The 13697-nt window shown below is 65.1% G+C and carries 12 protein-coding genes; 5 read left to right on the top strand and 7 right to left on the bottom strand.

From position 1 onward, the window contains the following. Positions 1 to 35: 35 nt before the first annotated feature. From aqpZ to WDU96_RS12700, 6 genes are all read right to left on the bottom strand, one after another. Complete coding sequence (aqpZ, locus tag WDU96_RS12725) at positions 36 to 821, bottom strand: aquaporin Z (RefSeq protein ID WP_337338893.1); 786 nt, start codon at positions 819 to 821, stop codon at positions 36 to 38. A gap of 120 nt (positions 822 to 941) precedes the next feature. Continuing rightward, on the bottom strand, positions 942 to 2243 hold the full coding sequence (locus tag WDU96_RS12720; protein WP_337338892.1) for a DUF58 domain-containing protein: 1302 nt from the start codon (positions 2241 to 2243) through the stop codon (positions 942 to 944). Between the two features lie 3 nt (positions 2244 to 2246). Continuing rightward, a complete protein-coding gene (locus WDU96_RS12715) occupies positions 2247 to 3239 on the bottom strand; it encodes an AAA family ATPase (protein WP_337338891.1) in 993 nt (330 codons plus the stop codon). Then, positions 3236 to 4408, bottom strand: a complete 1173-nt coding sequence (locus WDU96_RS12710) for a DUF4350 domain-containing protein (protein ID WP_337338890.1) — start codon at positions 4406 to 4408, stop codon at positions 3236 to 3238. The genes WDU96_RS12715 and WDU96_RS12710 overlap by 4 nt, the downstream gene beginning before the upstream one ends. Then, positions 4405 to 5046 carry a DUF4129 domain-containing protein gene (locus WDU96_RS12705; protein WP_337338889.1) on the bottom strand — a complete coding sequence of 214 codons (642 nt, stop codon included), beginning with the start codon at positions 5044 to 5046 and terminating at the stop codon, positions 4405 to 4407. The genes WDU96_RS12710 and WDU96_RS12705 overlap by 4 nt, the downstream gene beginning before the upstream one ends. A gap of 38 nt (positions 5047 to 5084) precedes the next feature. After that, positions 5085 to 6362 carry a DUF7847 domain-containing protein gene (locus WDU96_RS12700; protein WP_337338888.1) on the bottom strand — a complete coding sequence of 426 codons (1278 nt, stop codon included), beginning with the start codon at positions 6360 to 6362 and terminating at the stop codon, positions 5085 to 5087. A 217-nt stretch (positions 6363 to 6579) separates the two neighbouring features. Here WDU96_RS12700 and mtrA point away from each other — a divergent pair, with 217 nt between their 5' ends. The 5 genes from mtrA (at position 6580) to hpf (ending at position 12237) form a co-directional block, all read left to right on the top strand. Beyond that, positions 6580 to 7260 (top strand): MtrAB system response regulator MtrA, encoded by a 681-nt coding sequence (gene mtrA, locus WDU96_RS12695; RefSeq protein WP_337338887.1) that lies wholly within the window; start codon positions 6580 to 6582, stop codon positions 7258 to 7260. A 7-nt stretch (positions 7261 to 7267) separates the two neighbouring features. After that, entirely contained in the window at positions 7268 to 9001 is a 1734-nt protein-coding gene (mtrB, locus tag WDU96_RS12690) for an MtrAB system histidine kinase MtrB (RefSeq protein WP_337338886.1), read from the top strand. Then, positions 8998 to 10683, top strand: coding sequence for an LpqB family beta-propeller domain-containing protein (locus WDU96_RS12685; RefSeq protein ID WP_337338885.1), 1686 nt, complete (start codon positions 8998 to 9000; stop codon positions 10681 to 10683). The genes mtrB and WDU96_RS12685 overlap by 4 nt, the downstream gene beginning before the upstream one ends. Before the next feature lie 95 nt (positions 10684 to 10778). After that, a complete protein-coding gene (locus WDU96_RS12680) occupies positions 10779 to 11477 on the top strand; it encodes a ComF family protein (RefSeq protein ID WP_337338884.1) in 699 nt (232 codons plus the stop codon). A 100-nt stretch (positions 11478 to 11577) separates the two neighbouring features. Then, entirely contained in the window at positions 11578 to 12237 is a 660-nt protein-coding gene (gene hpf, locus WDU96_RS12675; RefSeq protein ID WP_337338883.1) for a ribosome hibernation-promoting factor, HPF/YfiA family, read from the top strand. Positions 12238 to 12296: 59 nt separating this feature from the next. Here hpf and WDU96_RS12670 read toward each other — a convergent pair whose 3' ends face one another. Next, positions 12297 to 13643 carry a hypothetical protein gene (locus WDU96_RS12670; RefSeq protein WP_337338882.1) on the bottom strand — a complete coding sequence of 449 codons (1347 nt, stop codon included), beginning with the start codon at positions 13641 to 13643 and terminating at the stop codon, positions 12297 to 12299. Positions 13644 to 13697: the final 54 nt, after the last annotated feature.

Below are 13697 nucleotides of genomic sequence, written 5' to 3'. Positions count from 1 at the left end.
CACTCGGTGGGAACGGGCCGTTCTGCGTGAACGCGTTACTTCACGCGGGCTTCGGCCTGCGCTTCTGGAAGCGCGGGCGACTCAAACAGTGCGCGATGCAAGAAGCCACCGAGCAGTCCACCGACCAGTGGGAAGACGATGAAGACCCACAGCTGCGCGAGGGGCAGTGCGCCACCATAGATTGCCGTCGCGATCGAGCGCGCCGGGTTCACCGACGTGTTGTCGATCGGGATAGACGCGAGGTGAATCAGCGTCAGGGTGAGGCCGATGACGAGACCCGCCATGGCGGGGGTGCCCCGCTTGCTGTTGGTGACTCCCAGAATGATGACGACGAAGATCGCGGTGAAGAGAATCTCGGCCGTGATCGCGGCGCCGAGACCGAAGCCGCCGGGCGAGCCTTCGCCGAAGCCGTTGCTGGCGAAGCCGCCGTTCTGCGCGTCGCTCAGCCAGCCGTCAGGCCCGAAGGTGCCGATCAGCACGAGCAGGGTGGTGGCTACGGCGCCACCGACAATCTGCGCGATGATGTAGGCCGGAACGTCCTTCCAGGCGAAGCGGCCGGCCGCAGCGAGACCGAAGGTCACCGCCGGGTTGAAGTGGCCGCCTGAGATGGCTCCCCACGCGTAGATGCCGGCCATGACGGTCAGACCGAACGCGAGCGATACGCCCAGGAATCCGATTCCCAGCGAGGTGCCGTTGGCTCCCGTACCGAAGTCGGAAGCGAATAACGCGGCTCCAATTGACCCGAAGACGAGCAAGAACGTGCCGAGGGCCTCGGCGACAAGCTTGTTCGCCGTGCTCGGCGTGGTAGTGGTATCCGACATGGCGGACTCCTTTCCTCGACTGGAGCATAGCGGTTCGCACAGCAAATACTCAGGTACGCGGGCAGATGTCTTTCGAAGTGCCGCGTGCACGGCCGGGGGCGCCGCGACGGCCCACTCGGTTCAGAGCCGTCCCTGCGCCTTGAGATCCAGATAGCGGTCCGCGATTCTTGGGGGCAGGCCCTCGGGCGAAGCGCTGATGGCCTCGGCCCCGGCGCGTGCGATTGCCGAGACCACGCGTGCAGCATCCAATCCCGTGCGCTCATGTGCGGCCTGGCGGTAGATGTCTTCTGCGGTAGCGCGAGCCGACAGGGCAATCTCTTCATCGCTGGCCGCCCCGACGAGCACGTGACTGCGCTGTGCCAAGCCGGGTAGCGACCCGAGAAAACCCCTTGCGGCTTCGGTCGCATCTTGAGCCGTGAGCACCACCACGAGCGACGGGCGAGAGGTGAGCGCGCGAACGGCGGCGAATGCGGCGTCCCAATCCGTATCGATCAATTGGGCTTCTACGGGTGCCATGGCGTCGACGAGCGCGGGCAGAAGCGCGGCGCCGTCGACACGGGTTACACGGGCGCGCGCGACGCGGTCGAACATCACCAGATGCACGTGATCGCCGGCGCGCGTGGCAAGCGCGGCAAGCAGCAATGCCGCCTCCATCGCGGCATCCAGGCGAACGCCATCACCCACCCTGGCCGCTGAGGTACGCCCGGTGTCGATGAGAATCACGACGTGCCGGTCTCGCTCTGGGCGCCAGGTGCGCAACATCGTGGTGCTTGAGCGCGCCGTTGCTCGCCAGTCGATAGAGCGAACGTCATCGCCGCGCACATACTCACGCAAGCTGTCGAACTCGGTGCCCTGACCGCGAACCTGCACGCTCGTGTTGCCGTCGAGTTCACGCAGCCGAGCCAAACGAGAGGGCAGGTGCCGCCGCGAAGTGAACGGTGGCAACACTCGAATTGCCGCGACAGAATCGAGTCGACGTTGTCTGCCCGCCAACCGGAGCGGCCCATCAGAGCGCACCACCACGAACTGCGAAGTGAGTTCCCCGCGGCGACGCGGGCGCAATGCGACGGTGATGGTGCGGCTTTCGCCCGCAGGAATCGTGAGTCGGTATCGCTCGGCGGGGGCACCGGCGGTCGGCTGCCAAGCATCGCGCAGCCGGCCGCGCAGCGCGCGCGTGGCGAGATTTGTCACAGTGACCGTGGTCACCACCGATTCGTCGAGTCGTGCTTTAGGTGGCGCGGAGCGCGACACCCTGACCCGCTCCGGGTTGGTGGCCAATGCGGCATCGGCGACGCCAAGCGCCGCACAGAGCACGATCCACCCGGCGCAGGCCGCCCACGCGCTGATGCCCGCGAGCGAGAGCAGCACGACGGGCAGCGCGCCGAGAGCGACGAGCAGCGGAAGACGGCCGGTGAGATACATGGTTTAGATCGGCACCCGCGTCTGTTGCAGCACCGAACCGAGCACCGCGTCAACCGAGACGCCCTCGAGTTCGGCGTCGGGTCGCAGGCGAATGCGGTGGCGCCACGTGGGAACCACCATCGTCTGAACGTGATCTGGTGTGATTGCGGGGTAGCCGCCGAGCCATGCCCACGCTTTTGCCGCCGACAGCAGAGCGGTTGACGCGCGCGGGCTCACCCCCAGTTGCACTGAAGGGCTTTGGCGTGTGGCCTGCGCAAGATCCACCACGTAGCCGAGCACATCGTCAGAGACCGTCACCGCTGCGGCCGCTTTGCGAGCGGCGCGAATCTCGTCGGCACTCGCGACGGCCTGCAGCCCGGCACCGGCCAGATCGCGCGGGCTGAAGCCATCGGCGTGGCGCCGCAGCACCGCAAACTCGGCGTCGCGGGCGGGCAGATCGATGATCAGTTTTAGCAAGAACCGGTCGAGCTGCGCTTCTGGCAGGGTGTACGTGCCTTCATGCTCAACGGGGTTCTGAGTAGCGGCGACCAGAAATGGATCAGGCAGCGAACGTGTCACGCCGTCGGTAGACACTTGACGCTCTTCCATTGCTTCGAGCAGGGCAGATTGCGTTTTGGGGGGCGTGCGGTTGATCTCATCGGCGAGCACGATGTTGGTGAAGATCGGTCCCTCGCGAAATTCGAACTCGCCAGCCCGAGCATCGTAGATCAACGATCCCGAGACATCACCGGGCATGAGATCCGGAGTGAACTGAATGCGCTTGGTGCCAAGACCGAGCGCGGTGCTGAACGATCGCACCAGCAGAGTCTTGGCGACTCCGGGCACTCCCTCGAGCAGCACGTGGCCGCCAGCGAGCAGGGCGATCAGCAGGCCGGTGACCGTGCCGTCTTGGCCGATAACCGCCTTGCCGACTTCAAGGCGCACGCGATTCATCGACTCGCGAAGCGCATCATCGGTGGCGGGGGTATCTGCAGACGTCGCAGTGGGGTCGCTCATGAAGAGTTCCTTTCTGGGCGGACGGCCGTGTGCACGGCGCTTTCAAGTTGGCGAAGCTGTTCACTGAGCGACACGAGCTCGGCGTCGGTGGTGGGCACGTCATCGAGGAGGATCCGGCGAACGTCGACACGATCGCTTTCGGTGATGGATGCTGCCGCGTCGGCGACATCGCGGGCGTCCGCGTGTGCGCCCATGCGCAGGGCATGCGAGAGGCGCCCGATCGCCGCGATACGCAGTTGGTCAGCCGCGTGGCTGGCATCGCGCGAGGCGGCGTACATGCGAGCGCGGCCCTCGGTGGTTTCCGAGGCGCGCACGGTGACCGGCAACCGCTCTGCGACGAGCGGACCGAAGCGGCGCCCTCGCCAGATCGCCGCTGCCAGTCCCGACACGAGCAGAAGCACGATGACCGGGCTGACCCATGGCGGAGTCAACTCGCCCAAGGTGGGATCAGTGTTGGCGAGGTCGGTGTCACCGGCGCCCGGGATGTACCAGACCAGTCGGTCGTTCCCGCCCATCAGATTGATCGCGAGTGCTGCATTGCCGTTGTCGGCAAGATGCTGGTTGGTGAACAGCACCTGCGCGTCGACGGCCACGGCCACGCCGTCGGCATGCGCAGCGCTCACGAGCGCCCATCCGTCGTCGACCGGGTAGCAGCTCGCGCCGCTGATCGACGCAGTGAACAGGGCGCCCGGGGTGATCGGGCCTGATCTTTCGGCGGCGCCGAAACTGCATGCCGGTGTGACCGCCTCGTCTGGGGCGTAGCCTGCCGGTGTTGATCCGTCCACCAGCAGATCGAGGGTTCGAGACCGCGGGTCTACGAGCACGATGTCGTCGGCGGCGCCCGCGATCTGCTGCAGGCGCTCGTCTGACAATCCGGGGGTGTCGAGCAGTACCAGCGTGGCGGGTGCAGCATTCAACTCGCGTTCCGCAGCGGTGTGATCTCGAACCACCTGAACATCGACGCCGTGATCACGGAGCACCTCGACGACGGCTCTCGTTCCGTTCGGGCCGCTCGAATCGGGGTCGAGCAGTCCGCTTTGCGTCCATTCGCCGATTCCCGACAGTGTTGCGCCGATCGCGCCCAGGGCGACGAGGCCGAGACCGATGGCCGTCCAACCTGCTAGCCGAGTGCGCAATGAGGTCGGCGGCGTGCCGACGGTCACGCTCACGCGAGTGCTCCATCGGCGATGGCGGGCCGGGCGGCGGCCAGCGCGTCGTCGGTGGCGACTATCTGCCGGTAGAGCTCTGCTGTTCCGCGGCGGCGCAGATAGCGCACGTCGTCGAACGCGGTTGCGGCAGTCTCAAGCGCATCGGCTGAGGCAGGAAAGACGGGGGCGGCGGCACGAGCGAATGTATGGACTGTGGCGCCGGGGGGAGTGTTGACGACACCGCGTTCGATGCACCCCCGAGCGATCGCGCGAAAACGCAGCACGATGGCCTCATCCCACTCCGCGGATGTCGCTTTGGCGTGCGCGTCTCGACGAAGCTGCGCCGCAGAGCGCGCATCGCTCTCACCGAACAGTGCGGGCGGGTTTCTTCGTGCACGGCGAATTGCGCGTGGCGCGCCCCAAATGGCGAAGGCGGCAGCGATCAGAACGACGACGACGATCGCGGCGACCACGGCGGCGATCGGCCCGAACTCGCCGGGCAATTGAGGTGAGAACAGATTGGCGATGAACTCACCCACCGCCTGCGCGACACGGTCAAACAGCGTCGGCTCGGCGATGTCGTAGATCGGGTTCGACAGTTCTTCTTCTGCCCAGCGTCGCGCCGTTTCTTCGTCTGGGATCAATGGCGGAGCATCCATCGGAGCAAGGGGTGCAGCGATGGACGTCGTGAAGCGGGCTAGCTCCACGACGATTTCGGCTCGGCGGACTTGTCGCCAGACGGTGCTGAGGCGCCGGGAGCCGCCCACGTGGTGGGAGAGGTGGGCGCAGGCGAGGCGGGTGTAGCCGGGGGTGCGGCTGGTTGCGGTTGCTGAGGTGGCGCCGGGTAGGGCGGTTGCGGGGGATACGGCTGGGCGCCATCACCGGGCGCGTAGTCAGCTGGCAGGGCGTACGGGTTCACGGCGACGCGCGGTTCAACCTCGCGGCCGATGTGCTGCCGGTACGGATCTGTCAGCCCGGTTGCACCCGCATCGCGGTGCTCGATGTACGCGAGAAGGTCAAGGTCGAGACCTTCACGCCGCATACGCGCATCGATGTAGATAATGGCGGTCGCCGTGGACTGCACGACAAGCGCGACGGATTGGATCAGCAGCGTCAGGATCTGGGCGAACAGTGTGATCACCACGATGGCGATGATGGCGGAGGCATCGGGGTCGCCGGTCGGCGCGATGATCGATGTGAATGCTGAGCTGAGCAGACCGAGTGGAAAGCTGATCACCTGACTGACCGTGCCAAAGATCAGCGACACGACCAGCAAGAGACCGAGGGTGCGCCAAAACCGCCCGCGGATGAGCAGCCATGACCGTGACAGTGCCTTGCCGATGCTCTGATGCTCGATGATGATCGCCGCGGGAACCAAGAGCAGCTTGATCCCCAACCACCATGCGAGTGGGATCGTGGCGAGGGCGACAAAGATCCCCAACACCACCGCGAGAGGTACGGCGACGAGGCCGAGCGCGAAGATCGCACCGCCGAGCACCGCCAGTAGCACCAGCACCGCGACCACCATCAACGCGGTGTACGCAATAAGCCGTCCGACGACGGGTTTGATCTGCCGCCATAGTGCGCCCAGCGTGAGCTTCTCTGCGACCGCGGCGTGCGCGACCTCAGCGATGACGACCGCCTGCACAACGATGGTGAGCGCGCCCACGGCAAGTCCGAGCAGCAGGCCGGCGATAGCCGTGATCGTGATGGATCCGGCGAGAATGGCGTTGAAATCGTCTGAACCGGGAGTCACGGTGTCAAGACGAGAGAAGGTCAGCCACGCCACACCTCCGACCGCCACGGTCAGCACGATGTACGCAACGGCCTGGGCAACGAGCGCGAATCCCAACAGCACTCGCGGGTTCTGGCGCAGCGCGGCGAACGAACGGCCCAGGATCGTGCCAAAAGTCAGCGGGTGCAGCGGAATGATTCCCGGTCGAGAGGCGGGCGTCCATGCGGGATAGGCGGTCATCAGTCTCTCCCCTCGGCGCAAGCTGGAAAAGCGCCACGCAGTGTCCACTATCGTCGCACAGGCATGCCTTGACCTTGCAGTTGAAATCGTTCGGTTTCTTTGCCATCGGCCCTGGTTCAGCACATGCTGACCAGTCGTCGACTACTCTGTGTGGAGCGCATGGGGACGGCGCTGTTTCTGCGGTCCCTGCCGAACGCAAAAAAGGAAGACGCGTTAGATGACTTCACGCATCCTGGTAGTCGACGATGACACCGCTCTGGCCGAGATGATCGGCATTGTGCTGCGCACAGAAGGATTCGAGCCACTCTTTTGTGCCGATGGCGCCGTTGCCGTCGATGCTTTTCGCAATGAGCGGCCCGACCTGATTCTGCTTGATCTCATGTTGCCCGGCATGGATGGTGTTGAGATCTGCACGCGAATCCGCGCGGAATCAGGCATTCCCATCATCATGCTGACCGCCCGCACCGACACCGCTGACGTGGTGAAGGGTCTCGAGTCTGGTGCTGACGACTACATCGTCAAACCCTTCAACCCGAAAGAACTGGTCGCACGCATCAAGACGCGACTGCGCCCCGGGGGTCAACCGGCGAGCGAGACGCTGCGCATCGGCGACCTCAGCGTCGACGTTGCCGCTCATGAGGTGCGGCGCGGCGACACGCCCATCGCGCTGACGCCATTGGAGTTCGAACTGCTCGTGGCACTCGCTGCTAAGCCGCAACAGGTGTTCTCACGAGAGATGCTGCTCGAGCAGGTGTGGGGCTACCACTACAAAGCTGACACGCGACTCGTGAACGTGCACGTGCAGCGGTTGCGGGCCAAAGTCGAGCTTGACCCCGACAACCCGAAAATCGTGACCACGGTTCGCGGCGTGGGCTACCGCGCCGGCGCCGTGGTCTGAGGCAGCGGTGGCTTCCGCCCACGCAGGGGGTGAAGCATCCCGCGCGCGGCTGACCGGCTGGCGCGAAATACGCTCCTGGCCCGCGAACCTCGCACGATTGTGGCGTCAGTCGCTGCGGTTCAAGACGATCCTGGTCACCCTCACGCTGACCGCGGTCGCCGTGGCGATCGCCTGTGTGTGGATGGCGCTGGCGATTCAGAACGACCTCTTCGTCTCGCGCAAAGACCAGGTGCTCGTCGATGCGCAACGGGCGACGGAAGCGTCGCAGACGACTCTGGACAGCGCAGCGGTGCAGGGCGACGTTGTTCAGATTCAGAATCTGATGACGCGCGTGCGACTCACGCTCGGTCAGCAGTCTGCCAGCGACGAGTGGGCCGTTTTTCGCATCGGCCCGTTCTCGGCGATCGCCCCGCAAGATATCGCCACCGACCCGGCACTCGAAGAGATCATCACGCCCGAGCTACGGGCGAGTGTGCGAGAAGACTCGCAGCACCAGTACTGGCAATCGGTGGCTCTACCCGCCGGTGATGACGGCTCCGTGCCAGGCATCATCGTGGGCCAACAGATTGACGTGCCAGAAGTCGGACCCTATGAGCTTTACCTTGCCTACGACCTGGCAAGTGCGCCCCAGACTCTCGGCTTCGTGCACAGTACGCTCTGGATTGTGGGCATCGGGCTGGTGCTGCTGATCGGCGGAATCGCGTGGTTCGTGCTGCGCTCCGTCACCCGTCCGATCGGCGAGGCGGCCGACACGAGCGCAATGCTCGCCGCGGGGGAGCTTGGCGTGAGACTGCCCGTGCGGGGTGAAGACGAGCTCGCCACACTTGGGCGCTCGTTCAACGCGATGGCCGACAGCATCGAATCGCAGATCAAAGAGCTCGCAGAGCTGTCGCTGGTGCAACAGCGCTTCGTGTCAGACGTTTCACACGAGCTGCGCACCCCACTGACGACCATTCGGCTCGCAGCAGACATGATCAACGATCAGCGGTCCGAGTTCGAACCCGCCACAGCTCGTGCCGCCGAGCTGCTCAACGCGCAGGTGCAGCGCTTCGAAACGCTGCTGACCGATCTGCTTGAGATCAGCCGGTACGACGCGGGGTCTGTGCAACTCGAGCTTGAGCCGACCAGCCTGGCGGCGCTCGCCGAAGATGTGATCGAGTCGATGGCGCAATTGGCCGAACAGCACGGCACCGACGTTCGCCTGGTGGCCCCCGGTGGCTATTCACCGGTCGACATGGACCCTCGACGAGTGCGCCGAGTCGTTCGCAATCTGCTGGGCAATGCGATCGAACACGGTGAGGGGCGCCCGATCGTCGTCACCGTTGACAGCGACCAGCAGGCCGTCGCTATCGGCGTACGCGATTACGGCCTTGGAATGACGCCGACCGACGCCGAGCGAGTCTTCGACCGATTCTGGCGTGCCGACCCGTCCCGCAAACGAACTATCGGCGGCACCGGGCTCGGGCTCTCGATTGCCCTCGGCGACGCGCGTCTGCACGGCGGTGAGCTGGCCGTGTGGTCAGAGCTCGGTCGCGGCACGAACTTCGTGCTGACGCTGCCACGTGCGGCGGGCAAACTCACCGCTTCTTCGCCCGTATCTGCCGACCCGGGCGATGACTCGGTTGCCGCCGTGGATGACCTCGGGCTCACCCAGCCGCTCGAGGTGCTGAGCACCGGATCGGTGCGCACAGACGCGGTCGAGCGAGCTCGCAAGCCTCACCGCAAGGGAGACAAGTCATGACGCGGTTGCGCAGCATCCTGACCCTCGTGCTGGCGATGTGCATGAGCATTGCACTCGCCGCGTGCAGCGGGTTGCCGACGAGCAGCCCCGTGCAAGAGGGCCTCGAGCCTGAAAGTGCTACCGGGGTGCAGGATTTCTCCTTCTTGCCGGATCTTCCCCAGCCGGGAGCCTCGCCCGCAGAGATCGTGGAGGGGTTCATTCGGGCCGGCTCCGGTCCGGGCGCCCTCGGGCGGTGGGACAGAGCACGGGAGTTCCTCGCCCCCGAGTTTGCTGAAGTCTGGCGCCCCGACACCGGGGTGACCATCGACAGCCCAGGAGACCGCGTCTACGCGACCGACGACGACGGCAGCATCACCGTGTCGGTCGTCGCGGTAGCGACAGTCGACGACAAGGGCTCATACCAGCGCGCAGAAGTGGGCCCCACCGACTTGCCGTTCACCCTTGAGCAGCAAGAAGACGGCGAATGGCGCATCACTTCTGCTCGCGACGGCGTCGTGCTCGATCGCGACATCTTTCCCAGCGTCTTTCACGAGTACGCGGTGGCCTACTTCGATCCATCGTGGCAGTACCTCGTACCCGATGTTCGCTGGTTCCCGATCTCGAACGCGGCGACGCGGGTAGCCGATGCGCTCGTGAACAAGGCGCGAAGCACGTGGCTTGAAGATTCCGTCGTCACGGCGTTTCCTGAGAATGTGACGATGCTGGCGTCCGTGCCCGTAATTGACGGGGTGGCCGAAATCGATCTGTCAGATCAGGCCCTGGATGCCGACAGCACCGCTCTGGATCGAATGCTCACCCAGCTCGAAGCGAGTCTCGCAACGGCTGGCGCGACGTCTGTCTCGCTGACCGTGGGATCAAGTCCGATCGCCGCCGAGGCTGTCGCGACGCGCAGCACTCGCATTGCCGCCGCACCGCTGGTGCTCACTGACGACGGTTTTGGCTTTCTCTCGGGCGAATCGTTCGAGCCCATCCCAGGGCTGTCAACAGCGGTAGTGGATGCTGCGCCGACGGCCATTCAGGTTTCGGCAGACCGTCAGCTTGCCGCCGTCACTCAGGCTGATGGCGCCGTCGCTCGCGTAGGTGCCGATGGATCCAACCTCGTGATCGATGAGCGCGCCGATCTTGTGGATCCGACCATCGACCCGTTCGGTGTGGTCTGGACGGTGCCAGAAGACAGCCCGAGCGACGTTCACGCCGTGAATCGCGATGGCTCTGTCGTGACGATCGACGAAGCATGGCCAGATGCCTCAACCATCTCAGCCATGGCGATCTCGCGCGACGGAACCCGCATGGCGGCCATCGTGATGTCGGGTGAGCGTCAGATGGTGTGGGTCGCCGGCGTGACGCGAAGCGCTGACAGACAACCCGCGCGGCTGGGAGCACCAATCACAATCGGCGCTGTCGCGGGTTCAGGAGTGAATATCACCTGGCTCGATGACACGACCGTGGCGGCGCTTTCGAGCAGCGACGACACTTCGTCGGTGCTCGAGCAGGTCATCGGTGGCCCGTCTGCGGTCACCTCAGCCGCCGAAGGCATGACCTCGATCGCTGGTGGCGCAACAGCGGCGACGCTGCGCCTGCACGGCGCCGATGAGGCGGTGTACTCGAAGCGCGGCACTAACTGGGAGCAGACCGCGACCGGCGTCATCGTGCTGGCCACGCAGCAGGGCGTGCCGCAGTAGCGACGCGATTCCTCCCCGCGGTGTGCTGACGCTCGCGTCTGCACAGCAGGCGGGGATCTGCGTTACGCGTCGCGTCTGCGTCGCAGGCTGTCGCAATGCCCCTCACACTCTTCGACGATCTCGTTCGACCCGCACTCGCTCAAGCTCTCACCCTGGTGATGCCCGTGGAATGCGGCGGATGCGGTGCCGCCGACGTCAACCTCTGCGAGCGATGCGTCGACGAGCTGCGGCCCCACCCGAGCCGGCGCGCGCTCGCGGGTGTCGACGGCGACGTGCCGCTGTGGAGCGGCCTTCGCTTTGAGGGCGTCGCGGCTCGCGTGATTCGCGCGGTGAAAGAGGACGGACGTACGAGCCTCATTTCGTCGCTCACGCCGGCACTGAACGCAGCCGTTGCCAAGGTGTCGCCCCCTGCTGACACGGTGGTCGTGCCGCTGCCCACCTCACGAGCGGCGTATCGTCGGCGAGGCTACCGAGTGCCAGACCGCCTCGCGGCGCGTACGACACTGCCCGTGGCTCGCTTGCTGCGCACAGCTCGGCGTACCGCCGACCAACGAGGGCTGACGATCATGCAACGTCGTGAGAACGTGTCGCTGAGCATGCGGTCGATGGATGCTGCTGGGCGCCGTGTCATCGTCCTCGATGACGTTGTGACGACGGGCGCAACCCTCCAAGAGGCGATCCGGGCATTGCGATCAGCCGGAGCCATCGTACTGGGTGCCGTCACAGTTGCCGCGACACCGCGACAGGCTTCGAGCGAATATCAGACCTCCGCTAAGAGCGAACGACGCATTTGATACTCACAGGTGACATGTCGGTGTCGCGGGGGCTACGGTGGGGGCACAAGGCGACTGAGGTCCGCCCTTGACCCGGCGGACCGGAACATGGAGGTCAGGGATGGAAACCAGCATCGTCGGCGTTGGCGTGGGAATCACGGATCGATTTCGCGCAGTAGTCGAAGAAAAGGTAGCCCGAATTGAGCACCTCGCACCCCGCGCGCAACGCGTCGAGGTCAAGGTAACGCATCGAGCCCATCACAACGGTCGGATGGAAGACGACACCGTTGAACTCACGGTTGTGGGCAAAGGTCCAATCGTGCGGGCAGAGGCGAAAGATGGCGACAAGTTCGCGGCCCTTGATCTCTCGGTCGACAAGCTGTGCGAGCAGTTACGCAGGGCGAAGGACAAGCGCGTAGATGCGCGAAACCATCCTCGAGGCGCCAAGTTCGAAAAGGGGAGTGGCGAGATCTCCGGCCTCGATGTGCAGCCAGCCTCAGCCGAAATGCTGCGTGCAGTCGCGACGGGCGAAGTGCCCGTGCAGGCTGGCGACGAAGAAGAGCCCGACTACACACCCGTCGTCATCCGAACGAAAGAATTCCATCCTGAGTGGATGACGGTGGAAGAAGCGGTTGATCGGATGGAGCTCGTCGGACACGACTTCTTCCTGTTTGTCAACGCAAGCACCGACCACCCCAGCGTGGTCTACCGCCGCAAAGGCTGGGACTACGGAGTGATTTCCCTCACGACGCAGGCGGCGCCCGAAGCGGTGGCTTCCTGACAGTCTGAGCGAGAAACGCCCCGATCAATCGATCGGGGCGTTTTCTCTTTCGTTCGCGCTCAGTCGAACATGCCGTCCAGCAGGCTTCCGATCACGAATCCGCCGAGCAAGCCGCCCATCAGGTCGCTTCCGCCGCCGCGGCGGCCGCCGCCCGGTCCTGGCGGCCCCCACTGGTCGCCACCGGACGGGCGAGAAGAATTGATGTCGCGCTGCGCGAGTTGCAAGGCTTCGCCCGCGAGGAACGCCACGCGTCGAGCGAAGGTCAGCGCTTGCTCGCGGTGATCGTCGTCGATGGTGATCGCCGTCGATGCCGAAGTCCCCAGAAAGTGATCGAGGTTTGTGCGCAATCGCTCTGCTTCAGCGAGACGGGTGCGGGCATCGGCCCCGATCCAGCCGCGGTGCCCGGCAATCACACTGCGCGCCACGGCCAGCTGCTGGTCGGCATCGTCGATGGCATGGCGAACGTGAGCCATGTCGGGAATCACTCGCGCTGCGCGCTCACGCGCGGCGCTGATGGCGGCATCCAGTTCGCTGTTCGCGTCTCTGAGGCGTGAAAGCAGAGCGAACGGGTCGGTGTTGACCCCAACTGCTGGCAGCGTCTTGAGGGCCGCTTGCAAGTTCGACATCGCTGTCGTGACGGCGGGCACCTGGGGGGCGGAGCGCGCAGCCATAAGGTCTTCTCGTGACTCTTCAACCACCGCGGCGAGTGTGGACTCGGCGCGCAGCGCTTCCACTTCGAATGTTTCCACAGCGTCGATCAGTGTCGCCGCTCGTCTCGCTGCCTCGGTAGAGGCTTCAAGGGCGAGATTGGCCTGCTCTCGCTGGCCGGCTTCACGTCGCCGCTCGGCCACCGTGGCGCTGTGCTCAGCGAACCCGAGAAGCTGGTCGGCTTCGGAGGGATTCGACTCGACCTGCTCGAGCGCTTCGGGCGCATACCGCGCAGCGAGACGCTGGACTGTCTCACGCGCGTGCGGCACGCGAGTGCGCAACCGTGCGGTGTCCGCCCGCACCCGAGCAATAATCTCGGGGGCCCGGCGCGCGCGTTCGATAGGTTCGGCCAATGCCGCTGTGCGGTCATCGAGCAGCTCTTCGGCCCACTCACACAGTTGAACAATGCGCGCGTTGCGCGTGCGCAGCTCTTCGGGGGTGTCGGGAATGTCGTCGTGATTGAGCTGATGAAGATGAAACGCCTCAGACATGTGCGTACGCACCGACTCGAGCGCATCGCGCAGGTCCTTCGTCGACGTCGGGCCTAGCTCGGCATCGGCGAAAGCCAGCTCATCGGTGGTGACGCGAATGCGTTCGTCAGTTGCGACCAGCGCAATCTGCGCGCGGCGCGCGACATCAGCATCCTGAGCATGAAGTTCTTCTTGCTCGCGTTTACGTTTGCCCCAGAATCCGGCCATAGCTTCGATCCTAAGGTCGCAAACCATGCGTCGGCTGACCATCGGTGCTGTGCA

It is taken from the genome of Microbacterium marmarense (assembly GCF_037204165.1).
Classification (GTDB): Bacteria; Actinomycetota; Actinomycetes; order Actinomycetales; family Microbacteriaceae; genus Microbacterium; species Microbacterium marmarense.
The sequence above is the reverse complement of the archived record's forward strand: the minus strand, read 5'-3'. Positions and strand labels throughout refer to the sequence as shown.

Bases quoted from the DNA above. Each gene is read 5' to 3' on its own strand.
- mtrA (WP_337338887.1), top strand. From the start codon at position 6,580: ATGACTTCACGCATCCTGGTAGTCGACGATGACACCGCTCTGGCCGAG.
- WDU96_RS12680 (WP_337338884.1), top strand. From the start codon at position 10,779: ATGCCCCTCACACTCTTCGACGATCTCGTTCGACCCGCACTCGCTCAA.
- WDU96_RS12670 (WP_337338882.1), bottom strand. From the start codon at position 13,643: ATGGCCGGATTCTGGGGCAAACGTAAACGCGAGCAAGAAGAACTTCAT.
- WDU96_RS12700 (WP_337338888.1), bottom strand. From the start codon at position 6,362: ATGACCGCCTATCCCGCATGGACGCCCGCCTCTCGACCGGGAATCATT.
- WDU96_RS12685 (WP_337338885.1), top strand. From the start codon at position 8,998: ATGACGCGGTTGCGCAGCATCCTGACCCTCGTGCTGGCGATGTGCATG.
- aqpZ (WP_337338893.1), bottom strand. From the start codon at position 821: ATGTCGGATACCACTACCACGCCGAGCACGGCGAACAAGCTTGTCGCC.
- WDU96_RS12705 (WP_337338889.1), bottom strand. From the start codon at position 5,046: ATGGATGCTCCGCCATTGATCCCAGACGAAGAAACGGCGCGACGCTGG.
- hpf (WP_337338883.1), top strand. From the start codon at position 11,578: ATGGAAACCAGCATCGTCGGCGTTGGCGTGGGAATCACGGATCGATTT.
- WDU96_RS12720 (WP_337338892.1), bottom strand. From the start codon at position 2,243: ATGTATCTCACCGGCCGTCTTCCGCTGCTCGTCGCTCTCGGCGCGCTG.
- WDU96_RS12715 (WP_337338891.1), bottom strand. From the start codon at position 3,239: ATGAGCGACCCCACTGCGACGTCTGCAGATACCCCCGCCACCGATGAT.